Source organism: Actinomadura scrupuli, from assembly GCF_050971785.1.
GTDB classification, from domain to species: Bacteria; Actinomycetota; Actinomycetes; order Streptosporangiales; family Streptosporangiaceae; genus Actinomadura_E; species Actinomadura_E scrupuli.
In genome coordinates this window covers 1628897-1646193 of sequence record NZ_JBPCCU010000001.1, presented here as the reverse complement: position 1 = coordinate 1646193, position 17297 = coordinate 1628897, and the positions used below count along the sequence as shown (strand labels likewise).

At 69.0% G+C, this 17297-nt stretch carries 19 protein-coding genes; 8 read left to right on the top strand and 11 right to left on the bottom strand.

Features of this window, described 5'->3' with window-relative positions:
• Genes ACRYCC_RS07440 through ACRYCC_RS07430 form a run of 3 tightly spaced genes read left to right on the top strand, consistent with a single transcriptional unit; the run spans position 1 to position 2794 of the window.
• The gene (locus ACRYCC_RS07440) at positions 1-1002 is read left to right on the top strand and encodes an ABC transporter substrate-binding protein (protein ID WP_433809836.1); all 1002 of its coding nucleotides are present in this window, start codon (positions 1-3) and stop codon (positions 1000-1002) included.
• Complete coding sequence (locus ACRYCC_RS07435) at positions 999-1841, top strand: ribokinase (protein WP_433809835.1); 843 nt, start codon at positions 999-1001, stop codon at positions 1839-1841. Before ACRYCC_RS07440 ends, ACRYCC_RS07435 begins: the two co-directional genes overlap by 4 nt.
• Positions 1838-2794 (top strand): nucleoside hydrolase, encoded by a 957-nt coding sequence (locus ACRYCC_RS07430; protein ID WP_433809834.1) that lies wholly within the window; start codon positions 1838-1840, stop codon positions 2792-2794. The genes ACRYCC_RS07435 and ACRYCC_RS07430 overlap by 4 nt, the downstream gene beginning before the upstream one ends.
• 16 nt (positions 2795-2810) lie before the next feature.
• Here ACRYCC_RS07430 and ACRYCC_RS07425 read toward each other — a convergent pair whose 3' ends face one another.
• From ACRYCC_RS07425 to ACRYCC_RS07380, 10 genes are all read right to left on the bottom strand, one after another.
• The gene (locus ACRYCC_RS07425) at positions 2811-3233 is read right to left on the bottom strand and encodes a cupin domain-containing protein (RefSeq protein ID WP_433809833.1); all 423 of its coding nucleotides are present in this window, start codon (positions 3231-3233) and stop codon (positions 2811-2813) included.
• Positions 3234-3244: 11 nt separating this feature from the next.
• Positions 3245-3994: an SDR family oxidoreductase gene (locus ACRYCC_RS07420; RefSeq protein WP_433809832.1), complete on the bottom strand. Its 750-nt coding sequence runs from the start codon at positions 3992-3994 to the stop codon at positions 3245-3247.
• A 331-nt stretch (positions 3995-4325) separates the two neighbouring features.
• Positions 4326-5090, bottom strand: a complete 765-nt coding sequence (locus ACRYCC_RS07415) for an ABC transporter permease (RefSeq protein ID WP_433809831.1) — start codon at positions 5088-5090, stop codon at positions 4326-4328.
• Positions 5087-5923, bottom strand: a complete 837-nt coding sequence (locus ACRYCC_RS07410; protein ID WP_433809830.1) for an ABC transporter ATP-binding protein — start codon at positions 5921-5923, stop codon at positions 5087-5089. Before ACRYCC_RS07410 ends, ACRYCC_RS07415 begins: the two co-directional genes overlap by 4 nt.
• Positions 5924-6071: 148 nt before the next feature.
• Positions 6072-6503, bottom strand: a complete 432-nt coding sequence (locus ACRYCC_RS07405) for an SHOCT-like domain-containing protein (protein ID WP_433809829.1) — start codon at positions 6501-6503, stop codon at positions 6072-6074.
• 21 nt (positions 6504-6524) lie between these two features.
• On the bottom strand, positions 6525-6785 hold the full coding sequence (locus ACRYCC_RS07400; protein WP_433809828.1) for a hypothetical protein: 261 nt from the start codon (positions 6783-6785) through the stop codon (positions 6525-6527).
• Positions 6782-7144 carry a DUF2089 domain-containing protein gene (locus ACRYCC_RS07395; protein WP_433809827.1) on the bottom strand — a complete coding sequence of 121 codons (363 nt, stop codon included), beginning with the start codon at positions 7142-7144 and terminating at the stop codon, positions 6782-6784. The genes ACRYCC_RS07400 and ACRYCC_RS07395 overlap by 4 nt, the downstream gene beginning before the upstream one ends.
• Positions 7145-7289: 145 nt before the next feature.
• Positions 7290-8873: an efflux permease Rv1217c-related protein gene (locus ACRYCC_RS07390; RefSeq protein ID WP_433809826.1), complete on the bottom strand. Its 1584-nt coding sequence runs from the start codon at positions 8871-8873 to the stop codon at positions 7290-7292.
• The gene (locus ACRYCC_RS07385; protein ID WP_433809825.1) at positions 8870-9802 is read right to left on the bottom strand and encodes an ABC transporter ATP-binding protein; all 933 of its coding nucleotides are present in this window, start codon (positions 9800-9802) and stop codon (positions 8870-8872) included. Before ACRYCC_RS07385 ends, ACRYCC_RS07390 begins: the two co-directional genes overlap by 4 nt.
• Positions 9799-10605, bottom strand: a complete 807-nt coding sequence (locus ACRYCC_RS07380) for a MerR family transcriptional regulator (RefSeq protein ID WP_433809824.1) — start codon at positions 10603-10605, stop codon at positions 9799-9801. Before ACRYCC_RS07380 ends, ACRYCC_RS07385 begins: the two co-directional genes overlap by 4 nt.
• A 209-nt stretch (positions 10606-10814) precedes the next feature.
• Here ACRYCC_RS07380 and ACRYCC_RS07375 point away from each other — a divergent pair, with 209 nt between their 5' ends.
• Positions 10815-11405, top strand: coding sequence for a hypothetical protein (locus ACRYCC_RS07375; protein WP_433809823.1), 591 nt, complete (start codon positions 10815-10817; stop codon positions 11403-11405).
• A 101-nt stretch (positions 11406-11506) separates the two neighbouring features.
• Entirely contained in the window at positions 11507-12910 is a 1404-nt protein-coding gene (locus ACRYCC_RS07370; protein ID WP_433809822.1) for a sensor histidine kinase, read from the top strand.
• A 79-nt stretch (positions 12911-12989) separates the two neighbouring features.
• Here ACRYCC_RS07370 and ACRYCC_RS07365 read toward each other — a convergent pair whose 3' ends face one another.
• Positions 12990-13127: a hypothetical protein gene (locus ACRYCC_RS07365; protein WP_433809821.1), complete on the bottom strand. Its 138-nt coding sequence runs from the start codon at positions 13125-13127 to the stop codon at positions 12990-12992.
• Between ACRYCC_RS07365 and ACRYCC_RS07360 the strand changes: the two genes are divergently transcribed.
• The 3 genes from ACRYCC_RS07360 to mdcA all read left to right on the top strand — a co-directional run bounded on the left by ACRYCC_RS07360 (position 13126) and on the right by mdcA (position 17284).
• Entirely contained in the window at positions 13126-14169 is a 1044-nt protein-coding gene (locus ACRYCC_RS07360; protein ID WP_433809820.1) for a cupin domain-containing protein, read from the top strand. The two genes, ACRYCC_RS07365 and ACRYCC_RS07360, sit on opposite strands and share 2 nt — an antisense overlap.
• A 139-nt stretch (positions 14170-14308) precedes the next feature.
• The gene (locus ACRYCC_RS07355; RefSeq protein WP_433809819.1) at positions 14309-15508 is read left to right on the top strand and encodes an Nramp family divalent metal transporter; all 1200 of its coding nucleotides are present in this window, start codon (positions 14309-14311) and stop codon (positions 15506-15508) included.
• 123 nt (positions 15509-15631) lie between these two features.
• The gene (gene mdcA / locus ACRYCC_RS07350) at positions 15632-17284 is read left to right on the top strand and encodes a malonate decarboxylase subunit alpha (protein WP_433809818.1); all 1653 of its coding nucleotides are present in this window, start codon (positions 15632-15634) and stop codon (positions 17282-17284) included.
• Positions 17285-17297: the final 13 nt, after the last annotated feature.

Sequence of the window (17297 nt, the reverse complement as noted above, 5' to 3'; positions counted from 1 at the left end):
ATGAAGATCTCCAAGTGGTTCGTCGCAAGTGCTCTCCTACCGCTCTCGCTGGTGGCGGCCTGCGGCGGTTCCGACTCGGGTGCCCAGACCGCCGGCGGCCTCACCAAGGTGAACGTGGCCCCCGGCTGGATCGCCCCGGACATCACCTGGGTTCCCCTCACCGTCGGCATCAGCAACGGCTTCTACAAGGCGGAAGGTCTTCAGGTCTCGCTGGTGCCGCCGCCCGACAACTCCTCGGCGGTCAAGCTCGTCGCCAGCGGCCAGGCTGACATCGCCGAGACCACGCTGACCGACCAGATGTTCGCGGCCAAGGAGGGACTGCCGATCGTCTCCATCGCGAACATGACGCAGAGCAACAACTGGGGCTTCTTCACCGCCACCGGCAAGAAGATCACCAGTGCCTCGCTCAAGGGCATGAGGGTCGGCGTCTTCGACGACGCGTGGACCAAGGCGATGCTGAGCGTGGTGCTCAAGAAGGCCGGTCTGACCGCCAAGGACATCCAGCAGGTCACCGCTACCGACAGCGACGTCCCGCTGCTCCTCGCGAACAAGATCGACGTCGCCACCAACACCACCAACTTCGCGCCGCCCGCATACTTCAAGGCGACCGGCAAGCAGCCGGCGACGCTGCTCGCCACCGCCGCCGGGGCCCCCGACGTCCCCATCGCGAACTACGCCGGCAACAAGCGGTGGCTGCAGAAGAACCCCGAGCTCGCCCGCAAGTGGCTGACCGCCACCGCGAAGGCCACCGAGTGGGCGATGGCGAACCCTGAGGCCGCCGTCAAGGCCTACGAGACCTTCCACAAGCTCAAGACCACCGAATATGCCACGGACCTGGCGCAGTGGAAGGCCACGATCCCGCTGCTGAAGGGTCCCAGCGGCCTGTTCACCGCCACGGACGCGCAGTGGACCCAGCTCGGCCAGGCGCTGAAGGACGCCGGCCAGCTCGACAAGGTACTGCCGCCCTCGGAGTACTACACCAACCAGTACGTGGGCAAGTGAGCCGCCGGCCCGGCATCGCTGTCGTAGGCAGCCTGAACGTCGATCTGACCCTGCGCTGTGACCACCTCCCGCACCCCGGGGAGACGATCACGGGCCGGAATCTCACCCAGAGTCCGGGCGGCAAAGGGGCCAACCAGGCCCTGGCAGCCGCCCGGCTCGGGGCCGAGGTCCGCATGGTCGGCCGGACCGGCGCGGACGCCTACGCCGAGGTGGCGCTCGGCAACCTGCGTGCGGCCGGGGTGGACCTGACCCTGGTCGGCCAGGCCGACTCTCCCACCGGCATCGCGATGATCCTGGTGGACGACACCGGCGAGAACCAGATCGCGGTCCACCCTGGCGCGAACGCCCTGCTGGACCTGGACGACCTCGACATCGGCGACGCCGACGCGGTGATCTGCCAGTTGGAGATTCCCGGCGGCGCCGTCGCCCAGGCGGCACAGGCCACGCGCGGTCTGTTCTGCCTCAACGCCGCCCCTGCCCTACCCGTTCCACCCGAAGCGCTCGCCCGCGCCGACGTCATCGTCGTCAACGAGACCGAACACGCCGCCCTGCCACCGACCAGCGCCATGATCGCCCTCACCCTGGGAGCGGCCGGTGCCGTGCTGCTGAAGGACGGCGAACAACTGGCGCGCGCGGCGGCGCCCGCCGTCACAGCCGTGAACACCGTGGGCGCCGGCGACACCTTCGTCGCCGCATTCGTGGTCGGCCTGGTCGAGGGCAGGCGGCCCGGCGACGCCCTGCAACGGGCATGTGTGGCCGCGGCCCTGACGGTCACCCGCGAAGGCGCACAGACCGCCATGCCGACGGCCGCCCAAGTAGACGACTGGAGAGTCACGTGACCAGCCCCCCAACGCCCGTCATCATCGACACCGATCCCGGCCTGGACGATGCCCTGGCGCTGCTCCTCGCCCTGGGCAGCCCCGAGGTCGACCTGATCGGTGTCACCAGCGTCGCCGGCAACACCAGCCTGGCCAACACCACCGCCAACGCGCTGCGGATTCTGGAACTGGCGGGCCGTACCGACGTCCCGGTGGCCGCGGGTGCCGCGCGCGGGCTGATCCGTGCGGCCCCCAGGACCGCAGAGTACGTCCACGGCGCCGACGGACTGGGCGGCCTCCCGCTGCCGCCACCCAGCAGCCGCCCGTTGGACGCACATGCCGTCGACTTCATCGCCGGACGCCTGCTGGCCTCCGCGGAGCCGGTGACCATCATCGCGATCGGCCCGCTGACCAACATCGCACTGCTCGTCGCCACCCACCCGGCCGCCGCCGCCCGGATCGGCAGGCTCGTGGTGATGGGCGGCGCGGCCCGCGGCGGCAACATGACACCCACCAGCGAGTTCAACGTCTGGTCCGACCCGGAGGCCGCGCATCGAGTCTTCGCCGCCGGTCTCCCGCTGACCATGGTCGGCCTGGACGTGACGGACCGCTCGGTGGTGACCCCGCAGGACGTGGACGTGCTGCGGACCGGCGGCCGCGTCGCACGGTTCGCCGCGGAGGCGGTGGACTTCTACAGCCGCTTCCACCAGGAGCGCTACGGCACGACGGACACCCATCAGCACGATGCGCTGGCGGTGGCCGAGGTGATCACGCCCGGCATCGTGCACACCGGCCATCTGTACGTGGAGGTGGAGTACGGCCAGGGCCCGACCCGTGGCACCACCGTGGTGGACGTCCACGGCGTCACCGGCCATGCCCCCAACACCCACGTGGCCCTCGATTTCGACCACCCCAGGTTCGTGGACCTCCTGGTGAGCCGCCTCGGGGCCCTGGACGGCCGTTCCGGGGTCTGAGCCCGTGTACGGGTGTTCAGGTCGATGAGCCGGGTGACCGTCTCGACCAACCGCTCTGCTCCAGTTCGAGGTCGTCCACCAAGACGAGCATCGGCTGCCCGGCAGACATGATCATGGTCACGAGGAAGCGCAGCGGGACGTCGGTGCGGTGGTTGGCGTCCTGATAGTGGATCACGTCCCCCCCGGGTTCCCAGAACGCCTCCCCGGCCTTGATCACTCGCGGCGGTTCACCTTCCAGCTCGAAGACCATTTCGCCCTCCAGCACGTAGCCGAAACAGGGCCCGCCGGGGTGGCGGTGCGGCGGGAGCCCGGGATCACCGGGCGGCCACTCGATCGCCAGGGTCATCACCTCCCCCTCCGTCGGCAGAAAGGCCGGGGTGACGCTCTGAAGCACGGTCATCGCGTCCCGCAACTTGTCATCGACGTCCTGTTTCGACATCGTCGTCTCTCCTATCGCGCGCCGGTCGCCAGCCACTGGTCGAAGGTCGTCGGGGCGATGCGGGCGTTCTCGCCGGGCAGCAAGACATTGCCGGCCATCGACTCATCGTGGGGACCCGACCACGTGGGAACGAGCTTCACCTCGCGCCCGAGAACGTCGTTGGTGCGGCGGGCCATGTCGACCAGGTCTTGCGTCTCGGGACCGGCGACATCGACGTAGCGGCCCTGCGGCTCCCCAGTGGCGACCTCGGCCAGGACATGAGCCACGTCGTCGGGTGCGATCGGCTGCACCAGTAGCGGGGCGATGGTGGCGACGCCGTCGCGTTCGGTCCAACTGGTGGCCAACGCCGCGAAGTCGTGGAATTGCGTGGCCGGCACAATCGTCCAGGGCACCCGGCCCTCCTCGATCAGGCGCTCTTGCTCGCGCTTACCCGAGTAGTGGGCGGTACCGCCTTTCATCCGGTGGATTCCGACGATCGACAGCAGTACGTGATGACGCACGCCCGCGCGCTCTTCCGCAGCGAGAAGATTTGTCGTGGTGGTGCCGAAATACTCGCGCGTCTCGTCGGGGCCGATCGGCGGCGAGCTGGTGGCGTCGACCACCGCGTCAACCCCTTCGAGCGCCGCGTCCAAACCCTGGCCCGTAATCAGATCAATGCCGAGAGAGCGGCTGATACGTACCACCGCGTGCCCCTCCCGCTCAAGGAACGAGGCAGTGCGGCCACCGATATTGCCGGTCGCACCGGCTACGGCGATTCGCATGGTGAAGCTCCTTCACGCTTGTTGAGCCAATTGTCGTAGGCGTGCGAAGGATTCCTTCACGCATTTCAGTGCCGGTGTCGTGTGCTACACCCGACTACCCCAGGAGGCGTACCCCTGCCCCGCCAGCCCAAAACCGAGGCTTAGCGCTTGGGTTTTTTGGCAGGGGGCAGGGCGGTCACGTCCGGGAAGTACCCGCGTGTTCGATTCGCGCCGCGGTGATCTCTGTTCATTGGCGGCGTTGCCGCTATTTTGACGCCAGATATCCCAGCCGGCTGGAGAAAAGAGAACGCGCCGAGAAGCGCTTTGCTCTGCGGGCGGGATGTCGGCCCTGTCAGGTGATTTTGCGGTGGTAGGTGGCCGTGGCGAGGGCGTACGCGACGATGAGGATGCCGAGACACCAGGCGAGGGCGGTCCAGATGCCGTTGCCGACCGGCTGCTGTGCGAACAGGTCCCGGATCGTGTTGACGATGGACGTCACCGGCTGGTGGTCGGCGAAGGCGCGCACCGGGCCGGGCATGGTGTGGGTGGGCACGAATGCCGAGCTCACGAACGGCAGGAAGATGAGCGGGTAGGAGAACGCGCTCGCGCCGTCCGCGGACTGCGCGGAGAGACCGGGGATGACGGCGAGCCAGGTCAACGTCAGGGTGAACAGGCCCAGGATGCCCGCGACCGCGAGCCATGCCGGCACTCCCGCCCCCGAGCGGAAGCCCATGAGGAGGGCGACGAGCACGACGACCACGAGCGAGATCAGATTGGCGACCAGCGAGGTCAGCACGTGGGCCCACAGCACGGACGACCGTGCGATCGGCAGGGACTGGAATCGCTCGAAGATTCCGCTCTTCATATCCAGGAAGAGCCGGAATGCGGTGTAGGAGATGCCCGAGGCAATCGTGATGAGCAGAATGCCGGGCAGGAGGTAGTTCACATACGAACCCGATCCGGATTGGATCGCGCCGCCGAACACGTAGACGAACAGCAGCATGAAGGCGATCGGCATGATCGTGGTCGTGATGATGGTGTCCGGGCTGCGCATGATGTGACGCAGAGACCGCTTCAGTAGAACGGCGGTGTCACCGAAGAAATGCTTGGTCATCATTGTTCCTTACTCGTCGTGCCGACGCTGCGGTCATTGTCGGCCTCGTCCTGGCCGGCGTCGTCCTTGCCGCCGTTGGCGTCACCGACGATGGCGAAGAAGACGTCCTCGAGGGTCGGCTGCTTCTCGACGTATTCGACCTTGGCGGGCGGGAGCAGTTGCCTGAGCTCGGTGAGGGTGCCGTTCACGATGATCCGGCCCCCGTGGAGGATCGCGATCCGGTCGGCGAGTTGTTCGGCCTCGTCCAGGTACTGCGTCGTGAGCAGCACCGTCGTGCCGCGCCCGGCGAGTTCCTTGACGGCCTGCCACACCTCGATGCGCCCCTGGGGATCGAGCCCGGTCGTCGGCTCGTCGAGGAAGATGACCGGCGGATTCCCGATGAGGCTCATCGCGATGTCGAGCCGGCGGCGCATGCCACCCGAATACGTCGACACCTTCCGCGAGGCCGCGTCGGTCAGCGAGAAGCGATCGAGCAGGTCATCCGCGATGGTGCCCGGCGCCTTGAGGTGCCGCAACTGGGCGACCAGCACGAGATTCTCCCGCCCGGTGAGGATTTCGTCCACGGCCGCGAACTGCCCGGTGAGGCTGATGGACTCCCGTACGTCCGCAGCCTGCGTGACGACATCGAAGCCGTTGACGCCGGCAGTCCCCGCGTCGGCCTTGAGCAGCGTGGACAGGATCTTCACGATCGTGGTCTTGCCGGCCCCGTTCGAGCCCAGCAGGGCGAAGATGCTGCCCCGCGCCACGTCGAAGTCCACGCCGCGCAGCACCTTCAGCTTCTTGTACGACTTCTCCAGGCCCTGCACGCGGATCGCCTGGGCTGGCTGTGCTGTCATCAGATGGCCCTCTCTTCTTTTTTGGGTGCCTTCTCCGGCGGTGCGCTCGATGGCGCTGGAGCGGACTCTCAACCTGCGGGTCCGGGATTCGAGTTGCTGGCGGCGCATCCGCGATGACCTGGGGGTTCATCGCTCCAGGCCATTGTTTTCACTCGCAGAACACCCGCACCTTGGCGCCGGGGTCGTCGACGTCGATGTCGACCTCGTCGAGCTGTTCGATGAGCTCCTCGATGTGCTGCGGCTTGAGCTCAGTGAGGTCGATCGGTACCCCTGAGCTGGCCAGCTCCGCGTTGATCTTGGTGAGCGCCTGCGGAGGGACAAGGCTCGTGAGCCGGACCCCGGCGCGCAGCAGCTGCAGCGGGACCCGGATGTTGACCCGGCCTGGCCCGTCACCGCCGGAGACGTCCGTCCAGCTCACCACCACGCGCAGGTACTTCGGTCGAGGTCTCGGGCGGGAGGCGGCTCCCGGCGGCGACTCGGGCCGTTCTCGTTCGAGGGCGTCGATCAGCCGCTCGGCCTCATCCGCGGTGATCTTGCCCTCGGCCAGCATGTCCAGGATCTGGCGGCGCTGCTCGTTCACTGTGGCTCCTTCTCCGCTGACTCAGCTGACGCTTACCAGCACGGCCGTCCGGCCCTGCTCGATCTCGATCCGGATGCCGGGCAGCGCCCACAGCAGTTGCCCGGTGCCGCGCAGCGCGCCCACCGGGCTCACCCGGGTGGCGAGGCATGCGACCAGTCCGGCCGGTACGGCGAGCAGCAGCAGCGGTGACAGCACCAGCAGTACCGGCAGGACAGGGACGTACAGCCGCAGGCCGCGGCCGTCGGGACGGCGATGGCGTACCGTCACCAGGTGCGGGATCATCGGGACCTCTCCAGCTCGTCCAGCGCCTCCTGGGCGCTGATCTCCCCCCGCCGCAGGCGGTCAACGACGTCGGCACCGGTGGGCGCCGGGTCGGTGTCGACGAAGTCGAGCTGCTCGGCGATCCGGTTCAGCCGGGACTTGACCGTCGGGTAGCTCACCCCGAAGATCCGCTCCATCTCCTTGATCGAACCGTGCGACCGTACGAACGCGGCGACGAACACCTGGTCGTCGACGCTGAGCTGAGCCAGCTGTGGCGGCTCGAACTGGCCCTCGACCACGACGCCGGTGCCGGCGAGGCGGACCCGCTCGACCACGAACGGCTGCCCCCGTGTCAGGTCCGTCAGTTCCTGCCAGTCCACCCTCGGCTCCCTTGCTCGCGGCGACGCGTCGTTGTTCATTTGTATCTTGATTTTTTTAAGGATTCAATGCTTGAACCTTTATTTTCTTAATCTGACGTTCTCAGGCTTGAATCGCGGGCTCTGTCGCCCGCGATCGAAGGCAAGCTCAGCCGACGGTGATGTCGCGGCGGGTGGTGGCCGCAATGCCCGCCAGAGTCGTCAGGGCCGAGACGGCGAGCAGGACCGCGAGCCCGCGGACGTCCGGGCTCGGCATGGCGGAATCGGGCACGTGCTGGAAGATCCCGAGGTCCTGGACGGACCCGGGGACGCCGAGCAGCCGTCCCAGGAGGGCGAACACGCCGCTGACGGCCAGTGGCGCCCAGGCCAGCCACGCCGCGCGGGGCCGCAGCCCGACCAGGAGCGCGGTCCACCCGGCCGCGGCGGTGGCGGCCGGCCACTGACCGACGCAGTAGGCGAAGGCGCGTACCGCGATGTCCGTGCCGGTGATGGTCATCGGCGCGATGAGGGCACTGGCCGTGCCGGTGGCCAGGAGGATGACGGCGCTGCCGGAAGCCGCCGCGGCCACGCTCCAGGCCAGCGGTTGCCAGCGGCGGACGCCGGTGGCGAGCACGTGGTCGGTCAGGCCGTCGTGCTCGTCGCGCCCGGCCCGAAGGACGGTCAGCACTGCGAACGCGCTGACGACCATGCCCACGAACGTCCCGCAGTAGGCGAAGTAGGCGGCCGCCGGGTCACCGGATTCCAGTTGCGCGCCAAGGAAACCCTCCAGGTCGCCTTGCCGGCTCTGCTGCACGGCCGTGGACCCCATGGCCGCGAACAGCGTCCCGATACAGGTCACCGCGACGGTCCAGGCCAGAACGGTCCCGCGGGAGATCCGTGCGATCAAGCCGAGACCGGAGCGGATGTTCAGGCGTGCGTCGCTGGTGTTCCTGGCGGGCAGCAGGCCGGCGCCGTACTCGCGCCGGTCGGACAGCCGGGCGGCGAGGCAGGCCAGCGCCGCGGCGGCGATGGTGTCGACCGCAAGGACCCACCAGCGGTCCTGGGTGAACGGCCCCGCGGTCGTCCGCAGCGCGAGCGGGCTCAGCCAGTTCAGCCATCCGGCACCCTGGGTGTCGGCGAAGACGCGGACGGCGAACGCGACGCCCATCGCGGCGAGCCCCAGGAGGCGGGCGGCTCTGGCGGTGGTGACGATCTGCGCGAACACCGCGGTCAGCGTTCCGGTCACCAGGAACGTCACTCCCACGACCGAGCCGAAGTTCAGTGCGCCGGGCCAGGTGACGGCATCCACCCGACCTGCCGCCGGCCCTACCGCGAGGGCGCAGCCCACGGCCAGGACGCCCGCGACCGCGAACAGGACCGCGCAGGCGCTGCGGATCGGGGTCCGGCGGTCGGCTCCGTAGGTCAGCAGGAGTTCCAGGGTCCCGTCTTCCTCCGCGGCACGCGTCAGCGCGACCGCCAGCAACACCGCCATGACGGCCACCAGGAGGGTGACGATGGCGCCGATCTCCCAGGCGAACATCTGGGCCGGCGTGCCCGGATCGGGCAGCCTGCCGTACAGCAGCGTGGTCGCGGTGTCGTGCTGGAGGAACTCGACGGCCGTCCGCTGTTTCTCCGGCGTCTTGTACGTCGACTGGTAGGCCGACACGGTGCCGCCGCTCAACGCGACCAGCAGCACCGCCCACGCTGCGATCCACAGGCGATGGCGGCGGAACATCAGCCACGCGGCGGTCATCGCGCCGCCACCTGGTAGTGGCGCAGGAACAGGTCCTCCAGCCTCGCCGGCGTGCAGGTGATGTCACGGGCATCACCCGAGGCCAGCAGGCCGAGGACCGCGGGGACCAGATCGCGGGGCACGCTCAAGGTCAGTCCCTGCGGGTCCGCAGCCGATCCGGCCGGCGCGGTGGTGTCGCCGACGGGCAGCCCGAGCGCGCGCAGATCTGCCCGGACGGCGGCCGCCCGATCGGCCGAAAGCCGGGCGGTGACCTGGGACGCGGCCAGGTGCCGCATGTCGGCCAGCCGTCCGGCCTCCACCAGGCGTCCGTCCTTGATGATCGATACCGACTCGCACAGGTCCTCGACCTCGGCGAGGATGTGGCTGGACAGAAGGATCGTGCGCCCCAGGGCCGCGGCCTCGCGCACACATCGCTGGAACAACTCCTCCATCAGCGGATCGAGCCCCGAGGTGGGCTCGTCCAGGACGAGCAGGTCCGTGGGGGCCGCCAACGCCGCGACGAGGACCACCTTCTGCCGGTTGCCCTTGGAATAGGCTCGCACCGGCTTGCGCACGTCCAGCGCGAAGTCGGCGACCAGCCGCCGCTCAGCCGCCGTATCGCGCGCACCGCGGAGCCCGGCCAGGGCGTCGAGCACCTCCTGGCCCGTGAGGTTCGGCCACAGGCTCACCTCCCCTGGCACGTAGGAGACACGCCGGTTCACCATGGAGGCGGAGGAGGCCGGATCCATACCCAGGACGCGGACCCGGCCCGCGCTGGCCCGGTAGAGCCCGAGCAGCACTCTGATCGTCGTTGACTTTCCCGCGCCGTTGGGGCCGAGGAAGCCGTGAATCTCCCCTTCGCGGACCTCCAGGTCCAGGCCACTGACGGCGGCGAAGGCACCGAACCGTTTGTCCAGTCCCTGCACATCGATCACGATGTCCCGGCTCATTCGGCCCGTGCCTCCTCGATAGCGGCCAGCAGCGCGGCAGCGATCACCCGGTCGAGCCGCCGGTCCTTCTCGCCGGCCAGCCGCACGTACAGATCAGCGGCCTGCTGGACGGCGTCCAAGTCCACGGACCGGGCGAGGTGCGGCAGTTCGGGCCCCAGATGGCGGCTGAAGCGCTCCACGACGGCGGCCGCGATCTGCGCGACCTCCGCCTCGCTCGGCGCAGAGGCCGACTCGTACCGGTCGGCGATCTGACCGAACAGCGCAATGCTCTCGGCCATGCGCGCCTCGTCGAATCCCTGGTAGAGCACCTCCACTTCCGGGGGCATCTCACCGCGGTAGAACGCCAGTTCCATGAAGTCCCGCTCCCGCCGGATCGCCCGGCGCACGCCGTCGTCCCTGGCGCGCTGCTCGATCGTCTCGTAGAAGCGCGCAATCGCCGCGGGCAGGGGCGACAGGTGATCATGTTGCTCGACGGCCGTGATGAGGCGACGCACCCGCGTGCGTTGCGCCTCCAACTGCTCGAGCTGCTCCTCCAGCGCGACGACGGTGGCGTTCAGGTCGGTGAGGACCGATTCGCGATCCGCCCCGGCGGATCCCCGGCCGAGATCGCCGGAGGGCTGCAGCATTCCGACGATCCGCGACAACGGCACCCCTGCCTGGGTCAGCCAGCGGATCCGGATGAGCCGGGCGACATGCGTCAGGTCGTAGTCGCGGCGGCCGTCACGCACACCGGGGACCGGAAGCAGTTCGATCTGGTGGTAATACCGGACCGTCCGCACCGTGGTACCGGCGAGCTCGGCCAACTCCTTTACTCGCACGGCACCAGGATGGGGTGTGACGTTACGTCATAGTCAAGCGATGACAATCGCCCGTGGGCGGTGAATCCGGGCGCGGTCCGCTTCTCGCCTGCGGCGAGGCGTTCCGTCCTCTGGTGGGCCCTGTGCGCTCGAGCGTGGCGGCGTGAGCTCCGAGGCCGGGGGCCGGTCGGTGCGTACGATGGCATACTCGGGTCATGCGCGTGGGGGTAGCCCATCATTTCGGCTGGGCCGTGGCCGTCACGGCATCGGCCGACCACCGGGTGGCGGACCGGCGGCGGATCGAGCTGATCGAGCCCGGCGTGCCGACGGCGCCCATCCACCACGACGGCAAGCCTCTCGGCGATGCCGCGGCCGCGGAACTGGTGGCCCGAGTGCGGGCGTCGGCGACCCGGGCGACGTCGGCCGCACTGGACGAACTCGCATCCGCACTGCGCGAACCGATCGTCTCGGTCTCGCTCCGGGCCTGGCCTCCGGACTTCCCCGAAGACATCGCCGTGCAGCGACGCGCACCATACGAAAGCCGCGCGGACTCCGTCATGTACCGCCAGGTCTTGGCCGAGCTCGCACGCGCACGTGGCTGGGACGTCCACGTCTACGACGCCAAGAACGTAGAGCGCCTGGCGGCCGGAATCCTGGCCGAGCGGGCCGACGAGGTCCTGTACGGCCCGCGGGCCAGGCTTGGGCCGCCCTGGGCGAAGGACCATCGAATGGCGCTCGCGGCGACGATCGTGGCCGCTGGACCTCCCGCCGAGGCTGGGCGCTCGGGAGCTTCCAGCCGTCCCTGATCGGTGAGAACCGCCAGATCTTTGCCACGTCGTGGGATTGGCCTGGCCTGCTTCCGGCCCATGCTTTGAAGAGGTGATCACTTCACCTTCGGGGGCGTCGGGTGCTCAGCTTCTTTCGATCTTCACTGCGAGCCCGGATCACGCTGGTAGCCGGTATCTTCGCCGCGCTGTTCTGCATCGTCGTCAGTGTGCTCGTGGTGATCGACGTACGCGACCAGGACGCCCGCTACGGGCAGGAGCAGCTCACCGCGGCCACCGACCGGACGCACAACCACATCAGGGCACGCTCGTTCCCCCAACCGCTGGCTTCCGACGGGGACGAGGCCATCCAGATCCTGAACCCGCTCGGGCAGGTCGTCACGGCGACCCGGCAGCTCGCCGGAAAGCCCCCGATGGCCACCTTCCAGCCGGGTGACGACGGGCTGCGGGCCAAGCAACGGCTATGCCCACCCACGGGACTCGAGGGCTGCATGACCGTCATGGCCTACAAGGTCCCCCAGCCGGACGGGCTCTGGATGGTCTATGTCGCAATTCCCGTGGTCCCCTGGTACGCCAACTCCACCCTGGCGATCTTCTTGACCGTCATGACCCTGATGATCATCGCGATGATGAGCATTGCCGTCCTTCGTGCCGTGGACAGGGCCCTGGCGCCCGTGGAGGCCATCCGGGTCGAGATGGACGAGATCAAGGCCACCGGTCTCGACCGGCGGGTCCCCGAACCCGACGACCAGGAGGAGATCAAGGCGCTGGCGACCAGCGTGAACAGCACACTCGACCGGCTCGAGGCCGCCTACGCGCAACTACGGCGCTTCACCTCGGACGCCTCGCACGAGGTGCGCAGCCCCGTCACCGCCATCCGCGCCCAGGTGGAGGATGCGCTGATGTACCCCGAGGACACGAACTGGCCCGAGGCGGGACGGGCGGTACTCGCCGCCACCGAGCGCATGGAGGCGCTCCTGACCGACCTGCTGCTCCTGGCCCGCCTGGACGCGGGCGGGGCCCTCTCCCGCGATCCGACCGACCTCAGCCAGGTGGTGGAGACCGAACTGGACCGCCGTACCGGCACGGTCAGGGTCGTCAGAGATCTGGGTGCGGGCGTGTTCGCCCAGTGCGACCGGGCGCGGATCACCCGCCTGCTGGCCAACCTCATCGACAACGCCGAACAGCACGCCACCGCACAGATCACGGTCACCGTGCGAGGCGATGAGCACACGGCGGTCATCGCGGTGGCCGACGACGGCGCCGGAATCCCCGCCGACGCACGCGAGACGGTCTTCGGGCGCTTCACCCGTCTGGACACGGCCCGCGACCGGGACGCCGGCGGCACCGGGCTGGGACTGGCGATCGCCCGCCAGATCGCCGAACTGCACGGCGGAACCCTGACCGTCGAGGACAGTGAACGGGGAGCCCTCTTCGTCCTGCGACTGCCCCGATGCGATCCCCCCGGCCCTCCATCGGCTGCCGGCACCGACGCGCACGACAGGCCCGACGACCGGACCGGTTGAGCCGGGCCGGCGCGGGTTGGCGCAGCCGGCCGGAGACGGTCCGCCGACACGCCGCGCCACTACCCGCTGCGGCAGGCACTTACTCCTTAACCTGCGGGAACAGGCTCACACCATGGTCCACTCCACCGCCGGTGGCGTGCATGTCGACCAGGTGGCCCAGGCCGGACAGGAACACATGCGGCCCCGCGCGCGGGCCGCGGCGACGAAGGAGAAACATGGCCGGCACCTCGCCCCACGTCACCTCACTGGCGACCGCGCCACCGCTGTTCGAGAACGAGATGGGATCGGTCACGCTGGTCGACTCCGCCGCGTTCCCGATCCTCAGCCGGCTCTCGATCAAGCGCGTCGTCCTCGAGCCCGGCGCGATCCGCGAGCCGCAATGGAACGTCAACGCCAACCAGCTCGGCTACTGCCTCTCGGGCACGGCCCTGGTGTCGATCCTGGGAGACGCCGACGTCTTCTCCTCGTTCGTCGTCAGCGCCGGTCAGATGTACCACGTCGAGTCCGGCGCCGTTTACCACATCGAGAACATCGGTGCCGAGCGCGCCGAGTTCGTACTCGCACTGCGCCACGAACGTCCCCAGCACATCTCGTTACATGCCGGCTTCACCGCCATGACCGATGCGGTGCTCGGCAACACCTATGACCTGCCCGCCTCGGCGTTCGCCGCCTTCGACCGGTCTCCGGCCCAGCAGATCGTCCGCCGCAGCGGCTCCGCCGACGTCCCCTCCACGGCCGGGCTGCCCAACGCCCACCTGTTCGACGTCGAGGGGCAGCACCCGCCGCTGTCGTACGCCTACGGCGACGCCCACCTCGCCCGTAAGCAGTACTGGGCGGCCCTGGAGGACATCTCCATGTACTCGCTGCGCATCAGGGAGAGTGGGATGCGCGAGCCGCACTGGCATCCGATCACCGGCGAGATGGGCTACATCAAGAGCGGTCACGCCCGCATGCGCGTCCTGGACCCCGATGGCACCCTCGACGAGTACGAGGTCGGGCCCGGTGATGTGTACTTCGTGCCACGAGCCTTTCCGCACCACATCGAGGTCGTCGATGACGAGGACATCCACTTCCTCATCTTCTTCGACCAGGCCATGCCGGGCGACATCGGCTACCGGGCCTCCGCGTCGGCGTTCTCGCGCGAGGTGCTGGCCGCGAGCTTCGGCGTCCCGGAACGGGAGCTTCCCCAGTTCCCCTTCACGCCGGTCGACCCGCTCATCGTTCCCCGCCTCAATCGTGGCGAGTCCCCTTCCTCCTGATGAGCGGGAAGAGCCGGCTCATCCGACGTCGACCTGAACGGAAATGCACGTGATCGTGAGTGGCAGGACAACGGCTACCGCACGGCCGACCGGCCCGAAAGCCACCCCCGATCACCCGAGCGGATCCCCCGGCCCGCGGATGGCGCCGCTTCTCGGCCCCGCCTTCGTCGCGGCCATCGCCTACGTCGATCCGGGCAACGTGGCCACCAACCTCACGGCCGGCGCCACGTACGGCTACCTCCTCGTCTGGGTGGTCGTGGTGGCCAGCCTCATCGCGATCCTCGTCCAGTTCCAGGCGGCCAAGCTCGGCATGGCCACCGGCAAGAGCCTTCCGCGGTTATGCCGCGAACGGCTGCCGCGCTGGGGCACCCGCGTGCTCTGGGTTCAGGCCGAGGTGGTGGTGCTGGCGACCGACCTCGCCGAGTTCGTCGGGGCGGCCATCGGCATGCGGTTGCTGTTCGGCATGCCCGTCGCGCTGTCGGCGGCCGTGACCGCCGCGATCGCGCTGTTGATGCTCGAGCTGCGCAGGCAGGGCCGTACGCGCCGGTTCGAGCTCATGAGCACGGCCGCTCTGCTGCTCGTCGGCGCGGGCATGCTGCACGACATCGCCGCGGTGGGACACCAGTCGGCGGCCGGGCTGGCGGGTGGCCTGGTGCCGCGGCTGGAGGGCGTGGACTCGCTGGTCCTGGCCATGGGCATCGTCGGCGCGACCGTGATGCCGCACGCCGTCTACCTGCATTCGGCGCTGGTCCAGGGCCGTGGGATGACCGCCGACGTGGCGTGGCGCAACCCGGGGCTCGTCCGCCGGTCCCTGCGAGTCGACTGTGTGCTCGCCCTCGGCGTCGCCACGGCGGTGAACGTGTCGATGATCGCCTTCGGTGCCGGTTTCGGCGTCGCGACGGGCGGGACGTGGACCGGTGACCTGGTCACCGTGCACGCGGAGCTGGCGAGCAGGATCGGCGGCCTGGCGGCCTTGGCGTTCGCCGTGGCCCTGCTGTCGTCGGGCGTCTCGTCGGCGGGGATCGGCACCCTGGCGGGCGACGTGGTGATGCAGGGGTTCCTCGGCCGGCGGGTCTCCCCGTACCTGCGGAGGGTCCTGACGATGGCGCCCGCCGTGGTCGCGTTGATCAGCGGCGTCCCCCTCACCGGCCTGCTGATCGCCAGCCAGGTGGTGATCTCGCTCGGCGTTCCGGTGGCGCTGTTCCTCCTCGTCTGGTTCTGCCGGGACCGGGCGTTGATGGGCCCGCTCGTCAACGCGCCGCTGACCACCCGGGTGGCGGGCGCGACGGGCACGATGGTGGCCGCCCTCGGCGTGTGCCTGCCGTTCACGCTCCTTTGAACCTGCCCCATGCCCGATCGATCACCCGGAAGGGCTGCGGCAGGCCGGCGACGTTTACCTCCGTTTGAGTTACTTCCCTGCTCTCCGAGGAATCTCTAGTGGGAGCGCGTAATCGGGGGCGTAGTGAAATTCACGGAGGCGGTCACCCGGGATTGGACGCGGCGGCGGAGCGCGAAACGGGATCGGCTGGAGGCCGTACGGTCCTTTACCTCGGGCCGAGTACTGGAGGCCGCGCGGATACACGATGTTCTGCAGGCTTTGCTGCGTCCGGGCGACCGCGTGGTTCTGGAAGGGGACAACCAGAAGCAGGCGGATTTCCTCGCCGCGGCGCTGGCCGGTTGCGATCCGGATGTGGTACATGACCTGCATCTATTGATTTCCTCGATCAGCCTGCCCGAGCATCTGGACGTTTTCGAGAACGGCATCGCCCGCCGTCTCGACTTCGCCTACGCCGGTCCGCAGAGCGTACGGATGGCGCAGTTGGTCGCCGACCACAAGGTCGAGGTCGGGGCGATTCACACCTATGTGGAGTTGTACGCGCGGATGTTCGTCGACCTCGCTCCGGACGTCGCGTTGCTCTGCGCCGAGCAGGCCGACCACGAGGGCAACCTGTACACCGGTCCCAATACCGAGGACACTCCGACCATCGCCGAGGCAACGGCCTTCCGCGACGGGGTGGTGCTGGTCCAGGTCAACGAACTGGTGGACAGGGTTCCCCGGGTGGACATCCCCGGGGACTGGGTGGACCTGGTCGTGGAGAGTCCCCGGCCGTTCGCGCTGGAGCCGTTGTTCACGCGGGATCCCCGCCATATCGGCCAGGTGGAGATCCTCATGGCCATGCTGGCGCTGCGGGGGATCTACGAGCGCCATGAGGTGACCGCGCTGAATCACGGAATCGGCTTCGATACCGCCGCGATCGAACTCATCCTGCCCACCTACGGTGCGGAACTGGGCCTGCGCGGGAAGATCTGTAAGTACTGGGCCCTCAACCCGCATCCGACGCTCATTCCCGCCATCGAGAGCGGCTGGGTGGAGTCGGTGCACTGCTTCGGCGGCGAGCCCGGCACGGAGCGCTATGTCGCCGCCCGCCCCGACGTGTTCTTCACCGGCGGCGACGGATCGCTTCGATCAAACCGGGTGCTGTGCCAGCTCGCGGGACAGTACGCCGTGGATCTGTTCATCGGATCGTCGCTGCAGATCGACGCCTGCGCGAACTCCTCGACGGTCACCGAGGGCCGGCTGTCCGGTTTCGGCGGAGCGCCCAACATGGGGCACGATCCGCACGGCCGCAGGCATGCGTCGCCGGCGTGGCTGAGTCTGCTGACCGGCGAGGCCCCGGCGCTGCGAGGACGCAAGCTCGTCGTGCAGATCACGCAGACCTTCCGTTCCGGGGGGATTCCCGCGTTCGTCGAATCGCTGGACGCGGTCCAGGTGGGGAAGGACGCCGGCATGCCCGTCCCGCCGATCATGATCTACGGGGACGACGTCAGCCACGTGGTGACCGAGGAGGGCGTGGCCTATCTCTACCTGGCCACCAGCCTGGCCGAACGGCGCGAGGCGGTGGCCGCGGTCGCGGGCGCCACGCCGGTCGGCCGTGACATGGACGAGCGCCGTGTGCGGGAGCTGCGCCGTACCGGGCTGGTGGCTCTGCCCGAGGACCTCGAGGTCGACGTCCGCAGAGCGCACCGCTCCTTGCTGGCGGCCCGCAGCATCGAAGATCTCGTCGCCTGGTCCGGTGGCCTGTACGATCCGCCCGCGCGGTTCCGGACGTGGTGACCCACCGATGATC

What these genes read in the sequence shown, in the direction of transcription:
- ACRYCC_RS07365 (WP_433809821.1), bottom strand. Translation starts at nt 13,127, where the DNA reads ATGTTTCTCCTTCGTCGCCGCGGCCCGCGCGCGGGGCCGCATGTGTTC.
- ACRYCC_RS07425 (WP_433809833.1), bottom strand. Translation starts at nt 3,233, where the DNA reads ATGTCGAAACAGGACGTCGATGACAAGTTGCGGGACGCGATGACCGTG.
- ACRYCC_RS07415 (WP_433809831.1), bottom strand. Translation starts at nt 5,090, where the DNA reads ATGATGACCAAGCATTTCTTCGGTGACACCGCCGTTCTACTGAAGCGG.
- ACRYCC_RS07410 (WP_433809830.1), bottom strand. Translation starts at nt 5,923, where the DNA reads ATGACAGCACAGCCAGCCCAGGCGATCCGCGTGCAGGGCCTGGAGAAG.
- ACRYCC_RS07400 (WP_433809828.1), bottom strand. Translation starts at nt 6,785, where the DNA reads ATGATCCCGCACCTGGTGACGGTACGCCATCGCCGTCCCGACGGCCGC.
- ACRYCC_RS07360 (WP_433809820.1), top strand. Translation starts at nt 13,126, where the DNA reads ATGGCCGGCACCTCGCCCCACGTCACCTCACTGGCGACCGCGCCACCG.
- ACRYCC_RS07385 (WP_433809825.1), bottom strand. Translation starts at nt 9,802, where the DNA reads ATGAGCCGGGACATCGTGATCGATGTGCAGGGACTGGACAAACGGTTC.
- ACRYCC_RS07440 (WP_433809836.1), top strand. Translation starts at nt 1, where the DNA reads ATGAAGATCTCCAAGTGGTTCGTCGCAAGTGCTCTCCTACCGCTCTCG.
- ACRYCC_RS07390 (WP_433809826.1), bottom strand. Translation starts at nt 8,873, where the DNA reads ATGACCGCCGCGTGGCTGATGTTCCGCCGCCATCGCCTGTGGATCGCA.
- ACRYCC_RS07420 (WP_433809832.1), bottom strand. Translation starts at nt 3,994, where the DNA reads ATGCGAATCGCCGTAGCCGGTGCGACCGGCAATATCGGTGGCCGCACT.
- ACRYCC_RS07375 (WP_433809823.1), top strand. Translation starts at nt 10,815, where the DNA reads ATGCGCGTGGGGGTAGCCCATCATTTCGGCTGGGCCGTGGCCGTCACG.
- ACRYCC_RS07355 (WP_433809819.1), top strand. Translation starts at nt 14,309, where the DNA reads ATGGCGCCGCTTCTCGGCCCCGCCTTCGTCGCGGCCATCGCCTACGTC.